The following is a 23619-nucleotide window of genomic DNA, read 5'->3' on the forward strand; positions in this document are numbered from 1 at the left end:
CGTCACCGGGGTCGCGGGGGCCGGGTGGGGGCCCGGGGGGCGTTGCGTCTGGCACGGTCCAACCCTGGCACACGGTGCCCGGAGCGGGCCTCGAAGTGGTCACCGGGCGTCGTGTACGGTGTCGCTCGAGACACGGGGTGCCGCATCCAGCGGCTGAGATCACACCCGTCGAACCTGCTCGAGCTCGTACTCGCGAAGGGATCGTCCATGGAAACCGCTGCGCCCTCCCCTGCCTGGGCCCACCGAACCGCCGAACTGCTCGAGGCCGTGCGTGCCCGGGCGCCGCTGGTGCAGTGCATCACGAACACCGTCGTGCAGAACGTCACGGCGAACGTGCTGCTCGCACTCGGGGCCTCGCCCGCGATGGTCGATGTGCCGACCGAGGCGGGGCCGTTCGCCCGCGTCGCCGATGCCCTGCTGGTGAACACCGGCACTCCGCACGCCGAACCGCGGGTCGCCGCGCTCGAGGCCGTGCACGCCGCCCGTGACGCGGGGACCCCGTGGGTCCTCGATCCGGTGGCGGTCGGCTCGCTGCCGGTGCGGACCGCCCTGGCGCGCGACCTGCTCGCGTTGCACCCGACGGTGCTGCGGGGCAACGCCTCCGAGGTACTCGCCCTGCTCGGTGATTCGGCCGGTGGCCGCGGTGTCGACAGCACGGTGGGCACGGAGGACGCCCGGGTTGCGTCCGTCGCTGCTTCGGACGGGAGGCTCGTGGCTGCGGTGGCCGTGTCGGGTGCGGTCGACCTGCTGGTCGCGCCCGGCATCGGTGTGGTCCGGGTCGCGAACGGGACCGACCTGCTGACGCGGATCACCGGTGGCGGGTGTGCGCTCGGCGCGGTCGTCGCCGCGTTCACGTCGGTCGCGCCGGAGGACGCGGGTGCCGCTGCCGTCGCCGCCACCGCCGTGCACACGATCGCCGCGGAGCTCGCGGCGCGGGATGCCGGTGGGCCGGGGACCTTCCAGCCGCTGTTCCTCGACCGGCTCGCGTCGCTGACCCCGGAGGACCTCGTCCGCGAGGCCCGGATCACGGTCGAGACGACTCCGGTGGTCGATGCCCGGGCGGTGTCGGCATGAGCGGGCTGCAGTCTGCGGGGTTCGGCGTCTACCTGGTGACCGACGGCGCTCTGGCCGACCGGCACGGCATCGGGGTGCTCGGGGTCGTCCGTGCCGCCGTGCACGCCGGGGTCCGGATCGTGCAGGTGCGGGACAAGGACGCCTCGGCGCGTGACCTGCTCGCCCTGACCGCCGCGGTCGCCGGCGCCGTCGGGGACCGTGCGACGGTGGTGGTCGACGACCGGCTCGACGTCGCCCTCGCCGCACGGCACGCGGGACACCGGGTGGCGGGCGTGCACCTCGGCCAGTCCGACGTCCCCGTCACCGCTGCCCGTGCCCTGCTCGGCGCGGACGCCCACGTCGGCCTCACCGCGAACACGCTCGCGCACCTGGCTGCCGTCGAGCGACTCCCCCGCGGCACCGTGGACCTGCTCGGCGTCGGGGTCGTGCACCCCACCGCGACGAAGGCGGACCACCCGCCGGCGCTCGGCCACGACGGGTTCGCCCGGCTGGCCGCCGCGACCGACGTGCCGTGCGTGGCGATCGGTGGGGTGACCCTCGACGACGTCGCGCCGCTCCGGGCTGCCGGTGCCGCGGGCGTCGCGATCGTGTCGGGCATCTGCGCCGCAGCCGACCCCGGATCCGCGGCGGCGGCGTACGTGGCCGCGTGGGGCCCTGGACCCGGCCACGGGACGGAGGCGAGGCCGTCAGATGCTGGCGATCCGTCCCTCCAGGCCGACGCCACGCACCACGGGGCGGACGCATGAGCGTCCCACGGGTGCTGACCATCGCCGGGACCGACCCGACGGGCGGGGCCGGGATGCAGGCGGACCTCAAGGCGATCGCCGCGCACGACGGGTACGGGATGGGGGTCGTGACGGCGCTCGTCGCGCAGAACACGCACGGGGTGCGGTCGGTGCACGTGCCGGACGTCGGGTTCCTGCGGGAACAGCTCGACGCGGTGTCGGACGACGTCGTGGTCGACGCGGTGAAGATCGGGATGCTCGGCACCGCCGACGTCGTGCGGGTCGTGACGGACTGGCTGCGGGAGCACCGGCCGCCGGTGGTCGTCGTCGACCCGGTGATGGTGGCGACGAGCGGGGACCGGCTGCTCGACGAGGACGCAGCCTCGGCGATGGGTGCGCTGTTCGGGCTCGCCGACCTGGTGACGCCGAACGGGGCCGAGCTCGTGGTGCTGGCGGAACTGGCCGGGTCCGGTGTGCCCGGTCGTGGTGCGTCGGCGTCGGCTTCGTCGCTGGCGGCGGCGCGTGCGGTGGCGGCGCGCTGGGACGTCCTGGTGCTGGCGAAGGGCGGGCACGACGAGGGGCCGACCTCGGACGACGTGCTCGTGGCACCGGACGGCACCGTGCGGGTGTTCACCGGTCCCCGGGTCACGACGACGAACACGCACGGCACCGGGTGCTCGCTCTCCAGTGCGATCGCGACGCTCGCCGCGCGGCACGGCGACTGGGAACTCGCGGTCGGCGTGGCGAAGGAGTGGCTGACGGCGGCGCTGCGCGGGGCCGACGCACTGTCGGTCGGGAGCGGCAACGGCCCGGTCGACCACGGGGCGCAGGCGCGGACAGCCCTGCCGGCGCTGTCGTACACGGACGTGTGGTGGGCGGATGCGGCATCGGTGCTGCAGGAGACGATCGACTGTGCGTTCCTGGTGGGGCTCCGGGACGGGACCCTCGAGCCGGAGGTGTTCGCGGGCTACCTGGCGCAGGACGTCCACTACCTGCGGGCGTACGAGCGGCACCTGGCGGCACTCGGGGTCGGTGCGCCCGGTGCCGGTTCGGATGCTGGTACTGCTGGCGATGCTGCTGCGTTCTGGGCGGCGGCTGCGCAGGGGTGTGCCGACGAGGCCCGTGACCTGCACCACCGTCGGCTGGCCGGCTCGCACGCCGACGATCCCGTGCACCCCACGTGCGCCGGGTACCTCGCGCACCTACAGCAAGCCGCCGACTCCGGCTCCCGTGCGGTGCTCGCCGCCGCGGTGCTGCCCTGCTTCCGGGTCTACGCCTGGGTCGGGTCGCAGCTCGGGGTCGCGCCGGACGGGCACGCCTTCGCGGACTGGATCACGGCGTACGGTGACCCGGGGTTCGCGGCGTCGAGCGCCGAGGCGACCCGGCTCGTCGAGGAGGCAGCCCGTGCGGCGACACCCGACGAGCGGGGGCGGATGGCGCGGGCGTTCCGGCGTTCGGCGGAGTGGGAGCTCGCGTTCTTCCGGATGCCGACGGCAGGGGCTGCTGGTGCCGGGGCCACCGCGGCTGCGGGCGACGCGGTCACGGCGGGCGGTGCGGTCGGTGCCGCCGCGGCTGCGGGCGACGCGGTCGGTGCCGCCGAAGCGACACTGCTGCACTGACGGCCGTCGAACACCCCGCGAAAGCGACAGATGTCCGGAGAAGTTCCGCGGGGATCTGTCGCTTTCGGGAACGGGGCGCGCCGACACAGGCCGGCGACCGGGGCTAGCGGGCGACCGGGGGCAGCCGCACCAGTTCGACGGACAGGTCGGTGCCGTTGACCGTGCCGCGCATCCACGTGTGGTCGGGCTGGCGACGGCGGTCGGTCGGCGAACCGGGGTTCAGCAGGCGCATCCCCGACGGCGCCACGGTGTCCCACGGGATGTGCGAGTGGCCGAAGACGAGCACGTCGGTGTCCGGGTACTCGGCGTCCATCCGCCGCTCCCGACCGGTCGACGCCCCGGTCTCGTGCACCAGGGCGAAGCGCAGGTCCTCGACACCGAACCGGGCGACGAGCGGCAGCCGGTCGTCGAACTCCGGACCGTCGTTGTTGCCCCGCACGCCCTCGAACCGGCGGGACCGCGCCTGCACGGCGTCGAGGGTGGCCAGGTCGACCCAGTCCCCCGCGTGCACCACGAGGTCGGCCGCGTCGACGTCGTGCCACAGTCCGGGCGGCAGGTCCTTCGCGCGCTTCGGCAGGTGCGTGTCGGACAGCAGGACGAACGACGTCGTCACGACTCGGTGGGTGCCGGCATCGGGAGCCCGGCCTCGTCCGAGGCGCCGAGGCGCTCCAGCAGCCCGGCGAGCAGTGCGATGTCGTCGTCCGACCAGTCGGCGAGCCGTTCGTCGAGCGCGTCCCGGTGTAGCTGCACCGACCGCTCGAGCGCTGCGCGGCCGGCGTCGGTCGCCTCGAGCGGCTTCGCGTTGCCGCTGCCGCCGTCGGTCGTCCGCACCAGTCCGGTCGCGAGGAGCCCGGACAGCTGCCGCGAGATCGTCGAACGGTTCAGGCGCAGGTAGCGGGCGATGTCGATGGCCATGCAGCCCGGGTGCTGGACGACGAAGTCGACGAGGGACTGGTCGACGACGCTCAACACCTGGTCGGAGCCGCGGGCACGGATGCTCGCCCGACGGGTGATGCGGGCGAGCTCCGTGTACGCCCGGCTGATGTCGCTGTTGCGGACCCTCGAACTCGGGTGGTCCATGGTGGCTCCAGCCTGTCTGTGCCGGCGCCGGCCGGCGGTCTTCTGGTCCGGTCACACTACCGGCGGGTCCGCGGAGAGTGGGGTCAGCGACCGGCCGCGGCAGCCTGCAGTGCGGGGATGTCCAACTTGACCATCTGCATCATGGCCTCGAACACGCGGGCGTTGGCCTCCGGATCACCCGATCCGCTCATCAGCTCCCCCAGCATCGACGGGGTCACCTGCCACGCCAGACCCCAGCGGTCGGTCAACCACCCGCACGCCGTCGGGCTCCCGCCGTCAGCGAGCAGGGCGTCCCACAGCCGGTCGAGCTCGTCCTGCGTGTCCACGTCGATCTGGAACGAGACGGCGTCGGTGTGCGGGTGCCCGGGGCCGCCGTTCATCGCGCGGTACGGGGCACCGAGCAACGTGAACTCGACGACGAGCGCACGGCCGTCGGGCATCCGGCTCACGCTGTCGACGTGACTGTCGGGGAACAGTCCGACGTAGTACTCGGCCGCTTGTTCGGCCTGGTCGTCGTACCAGAGGAACGGGGTGATGGTGGGCACGGGAGCCCCTTCGTTCGGTGCTCAGTCCGCGGCGCTGCGGCTGAGCAGGTCGGCTTTCTCGGGGTGTTCGTCGAACCACTTGCCGACGAACCAGCACATCGGGACGATGCGCTTCGTGGTCGACGACTCGACGTCGGCGACGGCGTACTCGACGAGTTGCGCCGCGTAGCCGTGGCCGCGGTGCTTCGGGACCGTGTACGTGTGCGGGAAGGCAACCGCGTCACCGTTCACCCGGTAGTCGAGCACGCTCACGAGCTCGCCGCCGACGTACATCGCGTAGCGGTCCTGGTCGGTCTCGTCGCGGAACTCGTGGTCCATGCCGCCATCATGCTCCCGGCGGGGCGTTCGCGCCTCCCGGGGAATGCACGACGGCGGGCAGCGTTGCAGGGACACCATGACAACCATCGGAATCATCGGCGCCGGCAACATCGGATCCCAGCTCGCGCGACTCGCGGTACGGAACGGCCACCAGGTCGTCATCGCGAACTCCCGCGGCCCGGAGACCCTGACCGACCTGGTCACGGAACTCGGCGACGGCGCACGCGCCGCGACCCGCGACGAGGCAGCCGCAGCGGGCGAGATCGTCGTCGTGACGGTGCCACTCGCCGCGATCGAGACCATCCCCGTCGAGCCCCTCGTCGGCAAGGTCGTCATCGACACGAACAACTACTACTGGGAGCGCGACGGCCACATCGCCGCCCTCGACGACCAGTCCACGACCACGGCCGAGATGCTGCAGGACCACCTGCCCGGCGCCCGTGTCGTGAAGGCGTTCAACCACATCGGCGCCGACGACCTGACCGGCCACGCGACGCCCGCCGGCACCCCCGACCGTCGTGCCCTGGTCATCGCCGGCGACGACGACTCCGCCAAGCAGACCGTCACCGAGCTCATCGACGCGTTCGGCTTCGACGTCGTCGACGCCGGACCGCTCACCGAGGGCTGGCGCATCCAGCGGGACACCCCCGGCTACGGCCCGCGGATGACCGCCGCCGAGCTGCGCGACGCCCTGGCCGCCGCGACGCGCTAGTCCGCAGCGCCGCGCGGCGCCGCACCGCCGCTGTACCGCGCCGCCGACGCCGTTTCGCGCTGAGCGACACCCCACGGGCTCCGCTGCCCGTGACCTGTCGCTCAGCGCGAAACAACCGGGCGCGAAACGAGCCGACCCGGCGCGAAAGCCCGCTCAGGCCCGGTCGAAGATCGTCGTCATGTCGGCGATGTCGTCCTCGGTCGGCGTCCACGTCGTGCCCGCCTCGACGTTCTGCGTGATCTGCTCCGGCTTCGTCGCCCCCGCGATGACGCTCGACAGCCCCGGCTGCGCCAGGAGCCACGCGAACGTCGCCTGCAGCATCGTCACACCCCGGTCTTCGCAGAACCGCTGGTAGTCGTCGAGCACGTCCCACGGGGCATCCTCGAGCACCTGCGGCTTCGAGGTCGTCAGCCGCCCGTCGGCCGGACCGCCCGCCTTCGTGTACTTGCCGGTGAGCAGCCCGTTGTAGAGCGGGAAGAACGGCAGGAACCCGAGCGCGTACGCCCGCACCGCCGGCAGGACCTCGGCCTCGGCGTCCCGGGCGAGCGGGCTGTACTCGTTCTGCGCGGACACGAACGCGGTGGTCCCGGCGATCGACGCCGTGAGTTCGGCCTCGGCGATCTGCCACCCCGCGAAGTTCGAGTGGCCGACGTACCGGATCTTGCCCTCGCGGACCAGGTCGTCGAGGACCGAGAGAGTCTCCTCGATCGGCGTCACCTCGTCGGGCCGGTGCAGCTGGTACAGGTCGATCCAGTCCGTGCCGAGGCGGCGGAGCGACGACTCGACCGCGAGCCGCACGTACCGGCGGGACCCGCGGACGCCCCAGTCCGGCCCGTTCGCGCCCTGCATGTCCATGCCGAACTTCGTGGCGAGGACGATCTCGTCACGTCGGCCACGGATCGAGCGTCCGAGCATCTCCTCGGACATGCCCGGCACGCCGCCGTAGATGTCCGCGGTGTCGAAGAGCGTCACCCCCGCGTCCAGGGCCGCGGCGACGACGGCGTCGGTGCCCTCCTGCGACTCGGACGCGGTTCCCCGCCGCCCGAAGTTGTTGCAGCCGAGGCCGACGGTGGAGACGACGAGCCCCGAGGGGCCCAGGGGACGGTGTTCGATTCCGGTCATCACCCGAACGTACCGGCGACCCCGAACTGGGGCTGCGATCCACACAGCGGTTGCCGCTACAACTGAGCATGGATCAGTCGACGGAAGGAGCGCCGCAGTGGCAGCGCATCGCATGCCCGAATCGGACCGGCCCCGTCGGCCCGTCCCGGCCTGGGTGACCGCGCCGCCCGTCGACGAGGTCGCGCCCGAGCGGGTCGCCGCCGCCGGTCACGTGAACGCCTCCGGCCGGGAGGCCCGCCCCACCCCCGCCTCGTCACGCGCCGCCCACGCGGCGCCGGTCCCACCGACCACGGTCGCCCCGGCAGGGAACGCCGCGGCTGAGCAGGCACCCGCCGCGCATGCGCCGGCCGCGCACGCACCGACGTCCGAGCCCGCGTCGATCGCCGCACTGGTCGAGGCCGACGCCCCCGTGCCCGACTTCCCGCCGCAGCAGGAACTGCTGCCCCCGGCCCCGACGTCGCCGAACGTGCACACCGTGCCGTTCGAGACCCCCGCGGTGCCGCCGTCGTCGGTCGTCCCCGCCTCCGGGCTCGTGGTGCCGGTCTCCCCGGTCGCCGCCGCACCCGCCTCGGCGGACGCCGCACCACTCGTCGCACCGCTCACCACCCCCTCGCCGGAGGCGTCCCCGGCACCGCCGACCGCCGCACCCGCGGTGCCCGTCGCCGGACAGCCCCGGTTCTCGGTGCCCGGCCTCGAACACGTGGTCGTCGAGGGCACCGAACCCGAGCCCGTCGGCCCGATCGGCTACCGGACACCCCGACGCTTCGCCCACCAGCAGGCCGCCGCACGGTCGGCAGCACCCACACCCGCAGCCGCGGGGTCGTTCGACGCCGTGCTGCACGCGGCGCCGACCACCGCCGCTCCCGGCGGCACCGCCGTCGCGACCCCGAAGGCCCGGGCGACCACGGCCCTGGTCGCACCCACCCCGGTGCCGCAGGGTGCTGGCGGGGGCGAGGCGGGCCTCCCGACCGAACTGCTCGACCAGCCCGTGACCGCAGGCGCCCTGCCGGAGCCACGCCGTGCGCTCGGTGCGACCGCCGGCGCGGTGCTCGGCGCCGTCGCCGGGATCGCGACGATCGGTCTGGCGGCCTGGTGGTTCACCGCTCCCGCGACCGTGCACGGCGTCGGCGTGGTGCTCGGGCTGCTCGCGCTGGTGCTCTCGATCGTGACGCTGCGCGACCGGACGGCCACGTGGCAGCGGCCGGTCGCGCTGCTCGGTGCGGTGCTCGGCGGTGTCGGCACGGTCGTGCTGCTGTGGGCGGTCGCGGCGGCGTTGCTGCCGCTCGCGGGCGTGACGCTGCCGGACGTCACCGGCACCGGCACGACCCCGACGCTCGCCCCGTAGCGCCGCGAGCGCTCAGACGCCGTCGTCTCGGCAGGACGCCGCGTCGACGTCGAGACGCCCCCGAAAGTCGCGGCGTCTCGACGGCTCGGCGGCGTCAAGCCAACACGCCGGCGTCTCGTCGCGCTCTCCATCCCGGAACACGCCGGCGTCTCGCCGCCGATACACGCGCTCAGACGGCGCGGACGACCCCGCGGGACAGGATCGCGTTCGTCAGCGCGTCGATCGGCTCCCGCTGCACCGTCGGGTTCGCGATGAGGACGTAGTCCACCGCCGGCAGGTCCGGCAGCCCGAGCCGCTGCGACACCTTCACCAGGTCGGCCGGGATCAGCGAGTGCGGGAACACCGCGACGCCGATGCCCGCGCGCACCGCGGCGAGCACCCCGTTGACGTCGCGGGTGTTGCAGGTGATCCGCCAGGTGCGGCCGGCGGCCTCGAGGGCGTCGATCGCCATCTGCCGGCTGATGCTCGGCGCCTGGTACGCGATGAGCGGGACAGGTTCGCCGGGTTCCAGGGCGATGCCGTCCTGCGCCATCCACACCATCTGGTCGGTGGCGACCCGGGTGCCCTCGGCGGACTCCCCCGCCGTCTGCTTGATGAACACCAGGTCGAGCTGGCCGGCGTGCACCCGGCGGAGCAGCGGTGACGACTGGTTCACCGTGAGCTCGAGGTTCACCTGCGGGTGCAGCCGTCGGAAGTCCCGCAGGATCCGCGGCAGCTGGGTGATGGCGAGGTCGTCCGCCGCCCCGAAGCGCAGCCGCCCGCGGGTGGCTGCGCCGGAGAAGTAGGCGTCGGCGGTGGCGTGCGCGGCGAGGATCGTCCGTGCGAACCCGGCCATCGCGTCCCCGTTGTCGGTCAGGGCGACGCCGCGGGTGTCCCGGGCGACGAGGGTGCGCGCCACCGCGGTCTCCAGGCGCCGGACATGCTGCGACACCGTCGGCTGGCTGATCCCGAGCCGGGTGCCGGCCTGCGTGAAGCTGCCGGTCTCCGCCACGGCCAGGAACGTCTGCAACAGGACCGGATCGAGCACGGGGCACCTCGTTCGTTCGCGCGGTCATTCGACATCGCAATGGAGTGATAGCCACCATAGGGGTATCGAATGGGCCGGCGCCACGTAGTTTCGTTGGGGTACCAGATCCACACCGACGTCCGGAGAACCCCGCACCGTGAGCGCGTCACCGACGACCCTCCCCCCGCCCACCGAACCGCTCCCGATCCAGGCCACGCGACCGCCGTGGCGCCACACGCTCATCGCCCTGTCCGTGCCGAACTTCCGGCTGTTCACGGCGACCAACCTGGTGGCGATGACCGCCGGCTGGATGCAGCGCATCGCGCAGGACTGGCTCGTGCTGCAGCTGACCGGGTCGGTCGCGCAGGTCGGCATCACGGTCGCCTGTCAGTTCGCGCCGATGCTGCTGTTCGGGCTGCTCGGCGGCGTCCTGGTCGACCGGTTCTCGAAGCGTGCGCTCATGATGATCACGCAGGGGGCCTTCGCGGTGCTGTCCGCGCTGCTCGCCGTCCTGACGCTCGCCGGCGTCGTCGAGGCGTGGCACATCTGGGTGATCGCGTTCCTGGTCGGCATGGTCACCGTGATCGACAACCCGGCACGGCAGGTGTTCGTCACCGAGATCGTCGGGCACAAGCACCTGCGGAACGCCATCAGCGTGAACTCGTCGGTGTTCCAGCTGGGCGGCATGATCGGTCCGGCGCTGTCCGGGGCGCTGCTCGTCGCGGTCGGCGCGGGGTGGTCGTTCGGCGTGAACGCGATCGCCTGCGTCGCCGTCGTCGTGACGCTCGGGTTCCTGAAGGTCTCCGAACTGCACCGCACACCACCGGCACCCCGCGGCAAGGGCCAGCTCGTGGAGGGCCTCCGCTACGCCGTGCACAAGCCGACGATCATCGTGCCGGTGATCCTCGTCGCGTTCTTCTCGGTGTTCGCACTGACGATGCCCGTGCTGCTGTCCGCCTTCGCGTCACAGGTCTACGACGTCGGTGCGGGCGGCTACGGGGTGTTCAACTCTGCCGTGGCGATCGGCGCCCTGGTCGGCGCGCTGCTCTCGACGCGGAGGGCCGTCGTCCGGCTCCGCACCATCGTCGGCGGGGTGTTCTGGACGGGCGTGCTGCTCGTCGTATCCGGGTCGATCCCGGCGATCGCACCGTTCACCGTCGCGCTGGTTGCTGTCGGGATGTCGCAGCTGCTGTTCCAGACTGCGTCGAACTCGCTCGTGCAGCTGTCGTCGAACGTGGCGATCCGCGGCCGGGTGATGTCGCTCTACGTCCTCGTGCTGCTCGGTGGGCAGGCGATCGGTGGGCCGCTGATGGGGCAGATCGTCGACCGCTTCGGTGCGCACGTGGGGATGATGGTCGCCGGAGGCGTGCCTGCTGCTGCCGCCGCCGTGATCGCGCTCGTGCTCGCCCGCCGGGGCGGCCTGCACCTGGCGGTGCGGATGCGCCACCACCTGCCGGTGCCGGCGATCGTCGCGCACTGACGCGGGCCCTGGCGGTGACCACCCGCCGGCCTGGAGGCCCGTGGCGGCCCCGCCCCGCGCCTCCCGGCCGCCCGTTGGTCGCGTCGGGCGGTACGCAAAGCACCGGTGTTCACGCTCGACACCGCGGGATCCCGCGGTGCGTTGCGTGAACACCGGTGTCTTGCGAGGGGCAGTGCCTCAGTAGGCGACGCCGAAACGCGTCTGGTGGTGCGCCGGGGTCACGATCTCGTCGACGAACGCGATCGCGTAGTCGGCGCCGGAGATGTCCGAGTTGCCCTCGGCGTCGGCGAGCAGGACCTCGTCCGAGGCGCGGTAGGTGCCGCGACGCTCGCCCGGGTTGTAGCTGCCGAAGGCCGCGGCGGGGCTCACGTAGAACCAGTCGACGTCGGTGTCCGACGCACGGAGGGCGTCGAGGATCTGCGCGTGGCTCTTCGCCTCGCCCTTGAAGGCGTCCGGGAAGCCGTCGGTGTCGAAGAGGCGGGGGCCGTCCTCGGACACGCGCATCGAGCCGGCACCGCCGACGATGCCGAGCCGCGCACCGGCTGCAGCGGCGGCGTCGACGAAGTGCTGGAACTTGTCCTTCAGCTCGCTGCCGTCGGCCTGCACGGCGTGGAGCGAGACGATGACGACGTCGGCACCCTTGGTGACCTCGGACACGAAGTCGGCGTCGAACGCGTCACCCTGCGCCAGGGTCAGGCCCTCGGCCGGCTCGAGCTTGCTCGTGTCGCGGGCGACCGCGGTGACGGTGATGCCGCGAGAGAGTGCCTCGTGGGTGATGGCGGAGCCGGCGTAGCCGGTGCCTCCGAAGACGACGATGTTGGTCATGGTGTTCCCTTCGTGGACGTGCTGGGCGTCGGTGACGTTGACAGTCACCGTACAAGAGTTACTCTCTTTGAGTAAGTAGGCACCTGGCGGTGCGTGACGGAGGACACCATGTCAGCACTCGAGTACAGCCCCTACGCGGCGGACTGCCCCAGTCGGCAGCTGCTCGACCGCATCGGCGACCGTTGGAGCGTGCTGACGATCGGCGCCCTCGCCGACGGTCCCGCACGGTACTCGGCGGTGGCGGCCCGGGTGCAGGGGGTCTCGCAGAAGATGCTCACCCAGACGCTGCGGGCCCTCGAGCGCGACGGCATGGTGACGCGAACGGTGTTCCCCGAGATCCCGCCGCACGTGGAGTACGAGCTGACCGAGCTCGGGCGGTCGCTGCGCACGGTGCTCGTGCCGCTGGAGGACTGGGCCACCTCGCACATGCCCGACGTCGCCGAGGCGCGCGAGGGGTACGACGGGCGCTGAGCGACCCCGCACTCGGAATCCCCGACGGCGACGAGTGGTTGCCTGGGGACATGCGATCGATCGTCTACACGAAGCCCGGTGCCAGCAACGTCCTCGAACTCGTCGAGCGGGAGATCCCGGAGCCCGGTGCCGGTGAGGTCCGCGTCCGCGTCGTCGTCTCCGGCGTCAACCCGACCGATTGGAAGGCCCGTGCCGGCGGCACGTACGGCGACGGACTGCCCTTCCCCGAGATCACGCCGAACCAGGACGGCGCCGGTGTCGTCGACGCCGTCGGCCCCGGAGTCGACGGGCTGACCGTCGGCGACCGCGTCTGGCTGTTCATGGCGGCAGCGTCACGGCCGACCGGCACCACCCAGGAGTACACCGTCGTCCCCGAGTCCCGCGTGGTCCCGCTGCCCGACGGGGTCTCGTTCGACGTCGGCGCCTCGCTCGGCGTCCCCGCGATGACGGCGCACCGGGCCCTCACCACCCACGAGGACGGCCCCGCGCGCCTGGGCCCCGGAGCCCTCGACGGCTTCACCGTGCTCGTCGCCGGCGGCGCAGGAGCCGTGGGGCACGCCGCGATCCAGCTCGCCCGATGGGCCGGAGCGACCGTCATCACGACGATCAGTTCGGACGCGAAGGCAGCGCTGGCGACTGCGGCCGGCGCCCACCACGTCGTGAACTACCGCGAGGAGGACGCCGCCGAGCGCATCCGGTCGATCGCGCCGGACGGTGTCGACATCGTCGTCGAGGTGTCGATCCCGCAGAACGCCGCGCTGGTCGCCGACGTGCTGGCGAACCACGGTGTCGTGTCGATCTACGCGAACAACGGCGGCGACGAGGCGAGCCTGCCGATCCGCCCGAACATGAGCGTGAACGCCCGCTACCAGTTCCTGCTGCTCTACACGATCGGCGACGAGGCGCTGTCCGCGGCGGCCGAGGACGTCACCGAGGCGCTGCACGACGGTGTGCTGCCGGTCGGCGAGGACGCCGGGCTCCCGCTCACCCGCTTCGCGCTCGAGCAGACCGCCCAGGCGCACGACGCGGTCGAGCAGGACACGGTCGGCAAGGTGCTCATCGACGCGACCGAGGCGTCGTAGCTGCGACATCGGAGCCGGCTCCGGCTCCGGCTCGGGCTCGCAGACGACGAACGGCTCCCACGCATGCGTGGGAGCCGTTCGTCGTGGACGATGCGGGAGGGGTCAGCGACCCAGACGCGCGGCGATCGCTGCGGTGACCCGGAGCCGGGCTGCAGCGCGCTCGCGTTCGATGTTGGCGGCGATGACGTCGAGGTCTTCGTAGTCGGCGTCGGTGGTGGTGTCGTTCCAGTTCGGCGAGGAGATCCGGGCACGCCCGAACGACGGCGGAGCAGGGTTCACGGTCGTCATGGGGGCATCGTACGTCGAGCGTCCGACAGAGCGTGTGAGCATCACGGGCCTTTCCTTGGATTGCGGTCGCGCTCGGGGAACGAGTAGGTCAACGAGAACGCGACGGCCATGAACGACGCCATCATCGCGATGTTCTTGGCGTCGAGTTCGGTGAAGGCGTCGGGGACCGGGGAGTCGACGGTGAGCATGCCGAACGAGTACTGGTCGGACCGGATCACCACCGAGACGTACGAGGTGTACCGCGGCTCGAAGCCCGGCAGGTCCTGGTCGACGTCCACGTCGGCCGAGCGGTCACCGACGATCCGGGGTGTTCCCCCGACCAGCACCCACTCGAGGTTGCGGTCGCCGTAGGGCGTGCCCGCTCGGAAGACCCCGGCGGTGTCGCCGGCGCCACCGTGACCGATCGGCTCGAGCGCCCGCAGATCGGTGGACAGCTGGTACACGTTGGCGCGGACGTCGGGCACCTTCGGCAGCAGGTAGAACGCCAGGGCCACGGCGACGCGGTCGGCGACGACCGAGAGTTCGCCGTGGCGCTCGGACCGGGGCAGCTCGGTGAACCGGACGAGCCGGGTGGCGATCTGGCCGAACGCGTACCGGACCGCCGTCGACTGCTCGAGCTCCGCCGCGGTGGCGTTGTCCTCGGCCACCGACCGGGCGGCGTCGCTGCGCCGGGTCCGGACCACCTGCACGGTCACGGCGCCGACGAGCACGACGAGCCCGAACGCGACGAGCGACAGCCGGACCGCCGGCGTGACGAACAGGTTCGGCAGCTGGAACGCCGCGGTGGGCGCAGCAGCCACCACGATCGGCCACACGACCGTGCCGACCCGTCCTGAACGCTGGTTCCCCATGACCACGACGCTAGGTCACGCCACCGACGCGGACGGAGTTGTCCACAGGCGGGTTCTCCACAGGACGCACCGGCCTCCACCGGCCCGTCGCACGCAGCTGGTAAGCAGGACCCATGACCGACGTCAGCACGCCCGTTCCCGGATCCAGAGCCCTCGTCCTCGGTGGCGGAGGTGTCGCCGGCATCGCGTGGGAAGTCGGCGTCCTCGTCGCCCTGCAGGAAGCCGGCGTCGACCTCGACGCCGCCGACCTTGTCGTCGGCACCAGCGCCGGCAGCGTCGTCGGCGCGTTCGTCCGGAACGGTGCCGTCCAGCAGGCCTACGACCAGCAGCACACCCCGGCGCCGACCACCTACGAAGAGCCGGCCCCCATCGACGTCGAGGCCGTGCAGCAGCACATCGGCGCAGCACTGCAGGGTGCGACCGGCGAGCAGGACGCCCGCGCTCGACTCGGCCAGGCCGCCCAGCAGGTCGTCGGCGGGCAGAGCGACGACGAGCGGACGGCGACCTTCGGCGAGACGCTCCCGTCCACCGAGTGGCCGGAGAAGCCGCTCGCCGTCACCGCGGTCGACGCCACCGACGGCACCTTCCGCCTGCTGACGGCGGCCGACGGCGTGCCGCTCCCCCGTGCGGTCGCGGCCAGCTGCTCGGTGCCCTTCGTCTGGACCCCGGTCGCCATCGACGGCCGCCCGTACGTCGACGGTGGTGTCCGCTCGGGCACGAACGCCGACGCCGCCGCCGGGTACGAGCGCGTGCTCGTCATCGCCTGCGGCCCCGAGGGCCCGTCACCGTGCGGGCCCTGGCTCGACGTCGCCGTCGAGACCCTGCGGGCCGGCGGTTCGTCGGTCGAGGTCGTGGTGGCGGACAGCGCGTCCCAGCAGGCCTTCGGCACGAACTCGCTCTCGCTCGCCACCCAGGCACCGTCGGCCGAGGCCGGCCACGCCCAGGGCACGGCGGTCGCCGAGCAGGTCGCCGCCTTCTGGGCCGAGGACCTGGCGAGCGTGCACGCATGAGCACCCCGTTCTCCGACCTCGACCAGTACATCGCGCTCCCCCGTGCCGACGGCATCGACATCAGCCCCGACGGCACCCGCGTCGCCCTGACGGTCAGTGCCATCGACCCGGACGGCACCGGGTACCGCCGGTCGATCTGGCAGGTGCCAGCAGCCCCGGCCGAGGACACGGACGACGCCGGCACACCCGCCGCACGCCCGGTCCGCCTCACGCGCTCGGCCAAGGGCGAGGGCGGCATCGCCTTCACCCGCACCGGCGACCTGCTCTTCGTCTCCGCCCGGCCCGACGCCGACGCCACCGACCTCGAGGCCGCCCAGCTCTGGGTGCTGCCCGCGACCGGTGGCGAGGCACGTCCGCTCACCCGCCTGGCCGGGGGCGTGGGTGGGGTCCTGGCCACAGCGGCCTCGTCGGACGTCGTCGCGCTGACCGCCGACCTGCTGCCGGGGGCCGGCTCCGACCCCGCGACCGTGCTCGAGGCCGACGCGGAGCTCCGGAAGACCCGGAAGGACAAGCAGGTCCGCGCGATCCTGCACGAGACCTACCCGGTGCGGTACTGGGACCACGACCTCGGCCCGGCCCAGACGCACGTCCTGACGCTCGACACCGCCGACAGCGACAGCGACACCGGCAGCGACGCCGTCGGCGCCAGCGCCGAGCCCGTCCAGCCCGTCGACCGCACACCGGCCCCCGGCCGCTCGCTCGACCACGTCAGCGGGGCGCTCACGCCCGACGGCTCGGTCCTGCTGGCATCCGTCGGCGTCCGGGAGGCCCGTGGGGACCGCTCGACGCTCGTCACCATCGATCTGTCCAGCGGCCACCGCACGGTGCTGTTCGACGACGTCGACGTCGACCACGAGATGTCGGCGCTCAGCCACGACGGCCGGACGATCGCCTGGGTCCGCGCCGTCCGCTCCACACCGGCCGGCGCGAACCAGCAGGAGGTCTGGGTCGCCGGCATCGACGGCTCCGACGCCCGCCGTGTCGCGACCGACTGGGACCGCTGGCCGAGCGAACTCGTGTTCGAGCACGGCGACCGCGCGCTCCTGGCGATCGCCGACCAGGACGGCCGCGCGCCGGTCTTCCGCATCCCCCTCGACGGCGGCGCCGTCGAGCAGCTGACGCACGACGACTGGGCGTACTCGAGCCTGCGCGTCGCGGCGGCGACGGGCGTGGTCGTGGCGCTCCGGGCCTCCTGGGCGGCCCCGCTGCACCCGGTGCGGATCGCGACGGACGGCACGGTGACCCCGTTGGCGACGCCAGCGCCCCTGCCGGACGTGCCCGCCCACCTGGAAGAGGTCGAGACGACCGCAGCCGACGGCGCCCGCGTGCGCGGCTGGCTGGTCGTGCCCGAGGGTGAGGGGCCGCACCCGCTCGTCCTGTGGATCCACGGCGGACCGCTCAACTCGTGGAACCAGTGGTCCTGGCGCTGGAACCCGATGCTGCTCGCAGCCCGCGGGTACGCCGTGCTGCTGCCGGACCCCGCGCTGTCCACCGGCTACGGGCTCGACTTCGTGAACCGTGGCTGGAACGCCTGGGGCCAGGCGCCGTACACCGACCTGATGGCGATCACCGACGTGGTCGAGGCGCGGGCGGACATCGACGCGACCCGCACCGCCGCGATGGGCGGGTCGTTCGGCGGGTACATGGCGAACTGGGTCGCCGGGCACACCGACCGGTTCCGGGCGATCGTCACCCACGCGAGCCTGTGGGCGCTCGACCAGTTCAACGGCACGACGGACTCGTCGCAGTACTGGTCGTCGATCTTCGACGCCGAGGGGATCGCGGCGAACGACCCGCACCGGTTCGTGGCCGAGATCACGTCACCGATGCTCGTCATCCACGGCGACAAGGACTACCGGGTGCCGATCGGCGAGGGGCTGCGGCTCTGGTCCGAACTCGCGGAGCACCACGCGGCACCGGACGGCACGATGCCGCACCGGTTCCTGTACTTCCCGGACGAGAACCACTGGGTACTCGCCCCGCAGCACGCCGTGGTCTGGTACGAGACGGTGTTCGCGTTCCTCGGGCAGCACGTGCTCGACCAGGAGTGGGAGCGGCCGGCGCTGCTCGGGTAGCGCACCCGCCCGGCGAACCGGGGCGAGCCGGGTGGGCCGCTAGACGAACGCGGCCTGCCCGGTGATCGCCCGCCCGACGATCAGGGTGTTGACCTCGCGCGTGCCCTCGTACGAGTAGATCGCCTCGGCATCGGCGAAGAACCGGGCCACGCCCTTGTCGAGCACGATGCCGTTGCCGCCCTGTACTTCGCGGCACCAGGCGACGGTCTCCCGCATCTTCGCGGTGGCGAACGCCTTGGCCATCGCCGAGTGCTCGTCACCACCGACCCCGGCGTCCTGCATGGCCGAGGCTTGCGTGCACAGTGCGATCGAGGCCGTGATGTTCGACAGCGACTTGACGAGCAGGTCCTGCACGAGCTGGTGGGCGGCGATCGGCTTGCCGAACTGGATCCGCTCGCGGGCGTAGGCCAACGCGGCCTCGTACGCCCCGACCGCGATGCCGACGGCCTGCCAGGCGACCTCGGTGCGGGTCAGTCGGAGCACCTCGGCGGTGGAGCGGAACGACGTCGCGTTCTGCAACCGGCGCGACTCGGGCACCCGGACGTCGTGCATGACGATGTCGGCGTTCTGCACGCCGCGCAGCGCGATCTTGTCCTCGATCTTCGTCGCGGTGAAGCCCGCGGTGTCGGTGGTGACCAGGAACCCCTTGACCTGGCCGTCGGCGACGTCCTTCGCCCAGATCACGACGACGTCGGCGAAGGTGGCGTTGCCGATCCAGCGCTTCTCGCCGTCGAGCACCCACTCGTCGCCCTCGCGCCGGGCGGTGGTGCGCAGACCCTTCGCGGAGTCACTGCCGGAGTACGGCTCGGTGAGCCCGAACGCCCCGACGATCTCACCCGCAGCCATGCGGGGCAGCCACTCGCGCTGCTGTTCGTCACTGCCGGCGACCGCGATCGAGTTCATCGCCAGGCCGGACTGCACGCCGATGAAGGTGGCGACGCTCGCGTCCACGCGTCCGAGTTCGAGGGCCGCCCAGCCGCGGTACACGGCCGAGTTCTCGAACTGCCGCACGAGCGGGACGCCCGGCCCGTACATGCCGAGCTCGGCGAGCGGCGCGATGACCTGCATCGGGAACTCGGCGCGCGCCCAGTACGCGTCGGCGATGGGCGCGACCTCGCGCTCGAGGTACTGCCGGAGCTGCCCGAGCGACGCGCGCTCCTGCTCGGTGAGCTGTTGCTGGAAGCCGTAGAAGTCCGATTCGAGCAGGGGCGTCGCGGGCATCGTCGTTGACATGGGAACCACGATGCATCATTCTCGAAAACGTTGCAAGAGAGGATCGCGTGTACACATCAGACTCTGCGCTGCGCGCCTTCCGGGAGGCCCGTCACACCTTCATCGCCGGCTCGCGGATCGACATGGGGGCGTTGGCTGCTGCACTCGGCGTCGACCGCACGTCGCTGTTCCGCTGGGTCGGCAACCGTGACCGGTTGCTGTCCGAGATCCTGTGGTCCCTCGCAGTCCCGACCCTCGACGGAGCCACTCACGCCGCCGACGAGATCGGGGCCACCGGAGCAGCCCGGCTCGTCGTCGTGCTCGACCGGTTCACCGCCGACCTGATCGACGCCCCGTACTTCCGGGCGTTCCTGACGCGCGAACCCGCTCGGGCGATGCGTCTGCTCACCACCTCGGACAGCGACGTGCAGAGCCGGTTCGTCGCCCGGGTGACCGCTCTCATCGAGCAGCAGGAGTCGTCCGGTACGTTCGATCCGGCACCGTTGTCGGCTGAGGAGCTCGCACGGCTGCTCGTCCGGATCTCCGAGTCGTTCACCTACGCCGAGTTCATCTCCGGTGAGACCCCTGATCCCGACCGGGCCCGTGCGGCGTTCGAGTACGTCCTGCGGCCCGACGCGGTGCACGCCACACCCGCACCACCGATCGGAGACCGATGACCATCGACGAGTACCCGTTCCGCCGCTCCTACCCCACCCGGTGGAACGACAACGACATGTTCGGGCACGTCAACAACACGATCTACTACTCGGCGATGGACAACGCGTCGACGTACTGGTTCCGCGAGGCCGCCGGGCTCGACCCGTTCTCGTCGGAGTGGATCGCCGTGCTGGTGTCGTCGAGCTGCCGGTTCGTCGAGTCCGCCGTCTGGCCGGACGTCATCGAGGTCGGGATGCGCTCGAAGCACCTCGGCACCACGAGCCTGTCGTGGGAGTTCGGCCTGTTCCGGCAGTCCGACGGCGCCCTGCTCGCCACGGGTGAGTTCGTGCACGTCATCATCGACCGCGAGGGCGCCCGCCGACCGATCCCCCTGCCCACCGAGCTCCGAGAGCTCGTGACCGGCTCGATGATCGCGCAGCAGCCCGCCGTCGCCGACTGACCGGGACTCTCCGCACAACCGAAGTGCCCCCGAACCACGCGATCGCGCGGTTCGGGGGCACTTCGGCTGTGCAAGCGGCGCTGGACCCGAACGCCAGCGCCGCGATCCGGGGTCAGATCAGGTCGTCGGTCAGGTGGTTCGGCGTGCCGAAGCGGTGCGCCGTGATGGACACCGCCTGCTCGCGGACGAAGGGCAGGATCTCGAGCCGACCGGCCTCGGTCACGGGGCCTCCGTAGACCGCGACGTCCGGACGACCACCGACGGCCGAGTACAGCGCCGAGGTGTCACCACCGATGAGCCGCACCCGGGTCGACGGCCCTGAGGCGACCGAGCTGGCGAAGGCCTCGTCGGACACCGTCTGCGACAGCGAGCGGACGATCGGCAGCGAACGGATCGCCGCGGCGACGGAGGACGGCAGCGTCGCGGCCGTGGAGACCTCGATCGTCGTGCCGGCACGGAGCGCTGCGGCGACGACGCGGACGAGCTCGACCACCGAGGCCTCAGCGTCCGTGTCCGAGTCGGCAACCGCGGCCAGCCGCACCTGCACCGACGGGAACGGCAGGTACCGGGCGATGTTCCGCTCGGCGGAGAGCGCCGAGACGTCGGTCGCGGTGCCGAACAGCGTCGACCACGCCTGCTCGTCGGACGCCAGCGCACGGTCGAGCACCGGCGAAGTGACCTCGGCAGCCCGGGCGAACGCCGAGACCGGACCCGACACGGCGACACCGGACGCAGCGGTCGCCGGTGCGGGCGTCCATGATCCGAGCCCGAGCAGGTAGTTCAGCCCACCCGCCTTCGTGCCGGCGCCCACGGCCGACTTCTTCCACCCGCCGAACGGCTGACGCCGGACGATGGCGCCCGTGATGCCGCGGTTGACGTAGAGGTTGCCCGCCTGGATCCGCGACAGCCACGTGCCGATCTCGACCGGGTCGAGCGAGTGCAGGCCCGAGGTCAGGCCGTAGTCGACCTCGTTCACGATGTCGATCGCCTCGTCGAGCGAGTCCGCGGTCATCATGCCGAGGATCGGGCCGAAGTACTCGGTGCGGTGGAACTCCGAGCCGCGGCGGACGCCCTGTCGGACACCCGGGCTCCAGAGCTTGCCGGTCTCGTCGAGCTGCTTCGGCTCGACGGCCCAGGACTCCCCCGCGCCGAGCTTCGTCAGGCCGTCGAGCAGCTTGCCCGAGGCCGGCTCGATGACGGGACCCATCTGCGTCGCGGCGTCGGTCGGGTACCCCACCGTGAGCGAGGCCACCGCGTCGAGCAGCTGGTTCCGGAAGCGCTTCGACTTCGCGACCGAGCCGACCATGACGACGAGGGACGCGGCCGAGCACTTCTGGCCGGCGTGTCCGAACGCTGACGCGACGACGTCCTTCACGGCGAGGTCGAGGTCGGACGACGGCGTGACGATCACGGCGTTCTTGCCCGAGGTCTCGGCGAGCAGCGGCAGGTCGGGGCGGAACGAGCGGAACAGCTCGGCCGTCTCGTACGCACCGGTGAGGATGACCTGGTCGACCATCGGGGACGCGATGAGCTGCTGCCCGAGGTCGTTCTCCGACACCTGCAGGAACGCGAGCACGTCGGCCGGGGCCCCGTGGGCGTCGAGCGCGGTCTCGATGATCGAGGCGAGCACGGCGCCGGAGCGCTCGGCGGGCGGCGCGGGCTTCAGCACGACGGCGGACCCGGCCGCCAGCGCGGCGAGGGTCGATCCGGCGGGGATCGCGACGGGGAAGTTCCACGGCGGCGCGACCAGGGTCAGCGCAGCGGGCGTGAAGGTGGCGCCGTCGACGTCGTCGAGCGAGGACGCCAGGGTGCCGTAGAAGTGCGCGAAGTCGATCGCCTCGGACACCTCGGGGTCGGCCTGGTCGATGGTCTTGCCGGTCTCCGACGCCATGACCTCGATGAGCGCAGCGCGGTTCGCCTCGAGTGCGTCGCCGACGGCGTGCAGCACGGCACCACGCGCACCACCGGACCAGGTCCCCCAGACCGCACCGGCGGCCCTGGCGCGGCCGAGCGCGGAGTCGAGGGCCGTGGCGGAGTCGACCCGGGCCTCCTGGACGGCGCGGACGCCGAGCGTCGACGAGGCGACCCGTGCGGTGATGGCGTCGCCCCAGGCGCGGACGGCGCCGACCGAGGGGTCACTGTCCGGGGTGTTCTCGAAGTGGCCGGGGCCGGGGCGGCCGACGGCGGCGTAGCGGTCGGCGACCCGGTGTGAGGCCGGTGCTTCGAGGCCCTCGGGCGTCGCGAGCGGCACCAGGGAGGCGCGGAAGCGCTCCTCTTCACGGGCGAACAGCGGCGGCGAGGACACCAGCGAGAAGACCGCGGACATGAAGTTGTCTTGCGACGCGCCCTCTTCGAGACGGCGGATCAGGTAGGCGATCGCGACGTCGAACTCGCCCGGGTGCACGACCGGCGTGTAGAGCAGGAGCGAACCGACGGTGTTCTTCACGGCCGATGCCTGACCCTGCGCCATGCCGAGCAGCATCTCGAACTCGATGCCGTCCCGCACGCCGCGTTCACCGGCGAGCAGCCAGGCGTGCGCGACGTCGAACAGGTTGTGCCCGGCGACACCGACGCGGACGTTCTCGACGCGCGATGGGGTGAGCGCCCAGTCGAGCACGCGCTTGTAGTTGGTGTCCGAGTCCTGCTTGGTGTGCCAGGTGGCGAGCGGCCAGCCGTGGACCGAGGCCTCGACCTGCTCCATCGGCAGGTTCGCGCCCTTGACCAGACGGACCTTGATGCCGGCACCACCGCGGGCACGGCGGGCGGCGGACCACTCCTGCAGCTCCTGCATCGCGGCGAGCGCGTCGGGCAGGTACGCCTGCAGCACGATGCCGGCTTCGAGGCCGAGGAACTCGGGCTCGTCGAGGAGCTTCGTGAAGACCGCGATGGTGAGGTCGAGGTCCTTGTACTCCTCCATGTCGAGGTTGATGAACTTGGCCGGGGTGGCGTGTGCGGCACGCTGGAAGAGCGGTCGGAGCTGCTCGACGATGTCGTCCACCGCGTGGCCGAACGCCCACGGCGAGTGCGGGTGCACCGTCGAGGACACCTTGATGGAGACGTAGTCGACGTCGTCGCGGGCCAGGAGCTTGTGCGTGCCCTCGAGTCGGCGGGCGGCTTCGCGCTCGCCCAGGACGGCCTCGCCGAGCAGGTTGACGTTGAGGCGGACGCCGTCGCGCTTGATGCCGGCGATGGCCGGGCCGAGCTTGGAGTCGGTGGCGTCGACGATCAGGTGGCCGACCATGTTCCGGAGGACGCGTCGAGCGATGGGGACCACGACGTTCGGCAGCATCGGGGCCATGCCGCCGCCGAGCCGGACGAGTCCGCGGAGCGCGGCGGGCAGGAACCCGGGGGCGTCGGGGGCGATCTGGCGGAGCTTGCGGGCGGCGACGGCGAGGTCTTCCGGTCGCACGACCCCGTCGACGAACCCGACGGCGAAGTCGAGTCCGGCGGGGTCGGCGAGCACGCCGGCGAGCTGCTTCGCCGAGCCGTCGACCGGGTAGGTCTCGGCCTCGGCGAGCCACTGTCGGACGAGCGCGACGGACTGGTCCGCCAGGGCGTCGTGGTCGATGGCGGAGTCCTCGTGCAGCGTCGTCATGGGTTCAGTGTGGAGGTCGGGGATGCGGTAGCGGAAGTGAGCGTTCCTGATGGATACCGTTCAGTTG

23 protein-coding genes and 1 riboswitch are annotated in these 23619 nt (G+C 72.3%); of the genes, 12 read left to right on the plus strand and 11 right to left on the minus strand.

Annotation, left to right across the window (positions count from 1 at the left end; all coding sequences use genetic code 11):
* Positions 1–123 precede the first annotated feature (123 nt).
* Positions 124–219: riboswitch (TPP riboswitch) on the plus strand.
* The 3 genes from thiM (at position 208) to DEI98_RS12460 (ending at position 3418) form a co-directional block, all read left to right on the plus strand.
* A complete protein-coding gene (gene thiM, locus DEI98_RS12450; protein ID WP_181438031.1) occupies positions 208–1074 on the plus strand; it encodes a hydroxyethylthiazole kinase in 867 nt (288 codons plus the stop codon). Its footprint overlaps the riboswitch before it by 12 nt.
* A complete protein-coding gene (thiE, locus tag DEI98_RS12455; protein WP_111100895.1) occupies positions 1071–1820 on the plus strand; it encodes a thiamine phosphate synthase in 750 nt (249 codons plus the stop codon). The genes thiM and thiE overlap by 4 nt, the downstream gene beginning before the upstream one ends.
* Complete coding sequence (locus DEI98_RS12460; protein ID WP_111100896.1) at positions 1817–3418, plus strand: bifunctional hydroxymethylpyrimidine kinase/phosphomethylpyrimidine kinase; 1602 nt, start codon at positions 1817–1819, stop codon at positions 3416–3418. Before thiE ends, DEI98_RS12460 begins: the two co-directional genes overlap by 4 nt.
* Before the next feature lie 103 nt (positions 3419–3521).
* On the opposite strand, the gene DEI98_RS12465 is transcribed toward DEI98_RS12460, so the two are convergent.
* The 4 genes from DEI98_RS12465 to DEI98_RS12480 all read right to left on the minus strand — a co-directional run bounded on the left by DEI98_RS12465 (position 3522) and on the right by DEI98_RS12480 (position 5361).
* Complete coding sequence (locus DEI98_RS12465) at positions 3522–4031, minus strand: metallophosphoesterase (protein WP_111100897.1); 510 nt, start codon at positions 4029–4031, stop codon at positions 3522–3524.
* Positions 4028–4498, minus strand: a complete 471-nt coding sequence (locus tag DEI98_RS12470) for a MarR family winged helix-turn-helix transcriptional regulator (RefSeq protein WP_051596672.1) — start codon at positions 4496–4498, stop codon at positions 4028–4030. Before DEI98_RS12470 ends, DEI98_RS12465 begins: the two co-directional genes overlap by 4 nt.
* A gap of 83 nt (positions 4499–4581) precedes the next feature.
* Positions 4582–5043, minus strand: a complete 462-nt coding sequence (locus DEI98_RS12475) for a VOC family protein (protein ID WP_071405394.1) — start codon at positions 5041–5043, stop codon at positions 4582–4584.
* Between the two features lie 21 nt (positions 5044–5064).
* Positions 5065–5361 carry a GNAT family N-acetyltransferase gene (locus DEI98_RS12480; RefSeq protein WP_027465216.1) on the minus strand — a complete coding sequence of 99 codons (297 nt, stop codon included), beginning with the start codon at positions 5359–5361 and terminating at the stop codon, positions 5065–5067.
* A gap of 76 nt (positions 5362–5437) precedes the next feature.
* On the opposite strand from DEI98_RS12480, the gene DEI98_RS12485 reads away from it, so the two are divergent.
* Positions 5438–6073, plus strand: a complete 636-nt coding sequence (locus DEI98_RS12485) for an NADPH-dependent F420 reductase (protein WP_111100898.1) — start codon at positions 5438–5440, stop codon at positions 6071–6073.
* A gap of 153 nt (positions 6074–6226) precedes the next feature.
* Here DEI98_RS12485 and DEI98_RS12490 read toward each other — a convergent pair whose 3' ends face one another.
* The gene (locus tag DEI98_RS12490; protein ID WP_111100899.1) at positions 6227–7195 is read right to left on the minus strand and encodes an aldo/keto reductase; all 969 of its coding nucleotides are present in this window, start codon (positions 7193–7195) and stop codon (positions 6227–6229) included.
* Between the two features lie 97 nt (positions 7196–7292).
* Here DEI98_RS12490 and DEI98_RS12495 point away from each other — a divergent pair, with 97 nt between their 5' ends.
* Positions 7293–8540: a hypothetical protein gene (locus tag DEI98_RS12495; protein ID WP_146243513.1), complete on the plus strand. Its 1248-nt coding sequence runs from the start codon at positions 7293–7295 to the stop codon at positions 8538–8540.
* Positions 8541–8709: 169 nt separating this feature from the next.
* On the opposite strand, the gene DEI98_RS12500 is transcribed toward DEI98_RS12495, so the two are convergent.
* Positions 8710–9567, minus strand: a complete 858-nt coding sequence (locus DEI98_RS12500) for a LysR substrate-binding domain-containing protein (protein ID WP_017886578.1) — start codon at positions 9565–9567, stop codon at positions 8710–8712.
* Positions 9568–9703: 136 nt separating this feature from the next.
* On the opposite strand from DEI98_RS12500, the gene DEI98_RS12505 reads away from it, so the two are divergent.
* Positions 9704–11026, plus strand: a complete 1323-nt coding sequence (locus DEI98_RS12505) for an MFS transporter (RefSeq protein ID WP_110865086.1) — start codon at positions 9704–9706, stop codon at positions 11024–11026.
* 177 nt (positions 11027–11203) lie between these two features.
* Here the strand turns inward: DEI98_RS12505 and DEI98_RS12510 are convergent, their stop codons facing one another.
* Positions 11204–11851 carry an NAD(P)-dependent oxidoreductase gene (locus tag DEI98_RS12510; protein WP_111047413.1) on the minus strand — a complete coding sequence of 216 codons (648 nt, stop codon included), beginning with the start codon at positions 11849–11851 and terminating at the stop codon, positions 11204–11206.
* 108 nt (positions 11852–11959) lie between these two features.
* Between DEI98_RS12510 and DEI98_RS12515 the strand changes: the two genes are divergently transcribed.
* Both DEI98_RS12515 and DEI98_RS12520 read left to right on the plus strand, forming a co-directional pair.
* Complete coding sequence (locus tag DEI98_RS12515; RefSeq protein WP_111047399.1) at positions 11960–12322, plus strand: helix-turn-helix domain-containing protein; 363 nt, start codon at positions 11960–11962, stop codon at positions 12320–12322.
* Positions 12323–12372: 50 nt separating this feature from the next.
* Positions 12373–13404, plus strand: a complete 1032-nt coding sequence (locus DEI98_RS12520; protein ID WP_111100901.1) for an NADPH:quinone reductase — start codon at positions 12373–12375, stop codon at positions 13402–13404.
* Positions 13405–13506: 102 nt separating this feature from the next.
* On the opposite strand, the gene DEI98_RS12525 is transcribed toward DEI98_RS12520, so the two are convergent.
* Both DEI98_RS12525 and DEI98_RS12530 read right to left on the minus strand, forming a co-directional pair.
* Positions 13507–13692 carry a hypothetical protein gene (locus DEI98_RS12525; RefSeq protein WP_111093138.1) on the minus strand — a complete coding sequence of 62 codons (186 nt, stop codon included), beginning with the start codon at positions 13690–13692 and terminating at the stop codon, positions 13507–13509.
* Positions 13693–13733: 41 nt separating this feature from the next.
* A complete protein-coding gene (locus tag DEI98_RS12530; RefSeq protein WP_111100902.1) occupies positions 13734–14543 on the minus strand; it encodes a GAF domain-containing protein in 810 nt (269 codons plus the stop codon).
* A gap of 113 nt (positions 14544–14656) precedes the next feature.
* On the opposite strand from DEI98_RS12530, the gene DEI98_RS12535 reads away from it, so the two are divergent.
* Both DEI98_RS12535 and DEI98_RS12540 read left to right on the plus strand, forming a co-directional pair.
* On the plus strand, positions 14657–15553 hold the full coding sequence (locus tag DEI98_RS12535; protein ID WP_110865090.1) for a patatin-like phospholipase family protein: 897 nt from the start codon (positions 14657–14659) through the stop codon (positions 15551–15553).
* Positions 15550–17628: an alpha/beta fold hydrolase gene (locus tag DEI98_RS12540; RefSeq protein ID WP_111100903.1), complete on the plus strand. Its 2079-nt coding sequence runs from the start codon at positions 15550–15552 to the stop codon at positions 17626–17628. Before DEI98_RS12535 ends, DEI98_RS12540 begins: the two co-directional genes overlap by 4 nt.
* 39 nt (positions 17629–17667) lie before the next feature.
* Here DEI98_RS12540 and DEI98_RS12545 read toward each other — a convergent pair whose 3' ends face one another.
* Positions 17668–18849, minus strand: a complete 1182-nt coding sequence (locus DEI98_RS12545; protein ID WP_111100904.1) for an acyl-CoA dehydrogenase family protein — start codon at positions 18847–18849, stop codon at positions 17668–17670.
* A 59-nt stretch (positions 18850–18908) separates the two neighbouring features.
* On the opposite strand from DEI98_RS12545, the gene DEI98_RS12550 reads away from it, so the two are divergent.
* The gene (locus tag DEI98_RS12550; RefSeq protein ID WP_071247243.1) at positions 18909–19517 is read left to right on the plus strand and encodes a QsdR family transcriptional regulator; all 609 of its coding nucleotides are present in this window, start codon (positions 18909–18911) and stop codon (positions 19515–19517) included.
* The gene (locus DEI98_RS12555; RefSeq protein ID WP_111100905.1) at positions 19514–19957 is read left to right on the plus strand and encodes a thioesterase family protein; all 444 of its coding nucleotides are present in this window, start codon (positions 19514–19516) and stop codon (positions 19955–19957) included. The genes DEI98_RS12550 and DEI98_RS12555 overlap by 4 nt, the downstream gene beginning before the upstream one ends.
* 112 nt (positions 19958–20069) lie before the next feature.
* Here DEI98_RS12555 and DEI98_RS12560 read toward each other — a convergent pair whose 3' ends face one another.
* On the minus strand, positions 20070–23552 hold the full coding sequence (locus tag DEI98_RS12560) for a bifunctional proline dehydrogenase/L-glutamate gamma-semialdehyde dehydrogenase (protein WP_111100906.1): 3483 nt from the start codon (positions 23550–23552) through the stop codon (positions 20070–20072).
* Between the last annotated feature and the right edge of the window lie 67 nt (positions 23553–23619).

The organism is Curtobacterium sp. MCLR17_034, from assembly GCF_003234485.1.
Lineage (GTDB): Bacteria > Actinomycetota > Actinomycetes > Actinomycetales > Microbacteriaceae > Curtobacterium > Curtobacterium flaccumfaciens.

Excerpts from the sequence above, each read along its gene's own strand:
- DEI98_RS12480 (WP_027465216.1), bottom strand. The coding sequence starts at position 5,361 with ATGGACCACGAGTTCCGCGACGAGACCGACCAGGACCGCTACGCGATG.
- DEI98_RS12510 (WP_111047413.1), bottom strand. The coding sequence starts at position 11,851 with ATGACCAACATCGTCGTCTTCGGAGGCACCGGCTACGCCGGCTCCGCC.
- DEI98_RS12485 (WP_111100898.1), top strand. The coding sequence starts at position 5,438 with ATGACAACCATCGGAATCATCGGCGCCGGCAACATCGGATCCCAGCTC.
- thiM (WP_181438031.1), top strand. The coding sequence starts at position 208 with ATGGAAACCGCTGCGCCCTCCCCTGCCTGGGCCCACCGAACCGCCGAA.
- DEI98_RS12525 (WP_111093138.1), bottom strand. The coding sequence starts at position 13,692 with ATGACGACCGTGAACCCTGCTCCGCCGTCGTTCGGGCGTGCCCGGATC.
- DEI98_RS12490 (WP_111100899.1), bottom strand. The coding sequence starts at position 7,195 with ATGACCGGAATCGAACACCGTCCCCTGGGCCCCTCGGGGCTCGTCGTC.
- DEI98_RS12515 (WP_111047399.1), top strand. The coding sequence starts at position 11,960 with ATGTCAGCACTCGAGTACAGCCCCTACGCGGCGGACTGCCCCAGTCGG.
- DEI98_RS12540 (WP_111100903.1), top strand. The coding sequence starts at position 15,550 with ATGAGCACCCCGTTCTCCGACCTCGACCAGTACATCGCGCTCCCCCGT.
- DEI98_RS12560 (WP_111100906.1), bottom strand. The coding sequence starts at position 23,552 with ATGACGACGCTGCACGAGGACTCCGCCATCGACCACGACGCCCTGGCG.
- DEI98_RS12545 (WP_111100904.1), bottom strand. The coding sequence starts at position 18,849 with ATGCCCGCGACGCCCCTGCTCGAATCGGACTTCTACGGCTTCCAGCAA.
- DEI98_RS12460 (WP_111100896.1), top strand. The coding sequence starts at position 1,817 with ATGAGCGTCCCACGGGTGCTGACCATCGCCGGGACCGACCCGACGGGC.
- DEI98_RS12520 (WP_111100901.1), top strand. The coding sequence starts at position 12,373 with ATGCGATCGATCGTCTACACGAAGCCCGGTGCCAGCAACGTCCTCGAA.
- DEI98_RS12535 (WP_110865090.1), top strand. The coding sequence starts at position 14,657 with ATGACCGACGTCAGCACGCCCGTTCCCGGATCCAGAGCCCTCGTCCTC.
- DEI98_RS12470 (WP_051596672.1), bottom strand. The coding sequence starts at position 4,498 with ATGGACCACCCGAGTTCGAGGGTCCGCAACAGCGACATCAGCCGGGCG.
- DEI98_RS12555 (WP_111100905.1), top strand. The coding sequence starts at position 19,514 with ATGACCATCGACGAGTACCCGTTCCGCCGCTCCTACCCCACCCGGTGG.
- DEI98_RS12530 (WP_111100902.1), bottom strand. The coding sequence starts at position 14,543 with ATGGGGAACCAGCGTTCAGGACGGGTCGGCACGGTCGTGTGGCCGATC.
- thiE (WP_111100895.1), top strand. The coding sequence starts at position 1,071 with ATGAGCGGGCTGCAGTCTGCGGGGTTCGGCGTCTACCTGGTGACCGAC.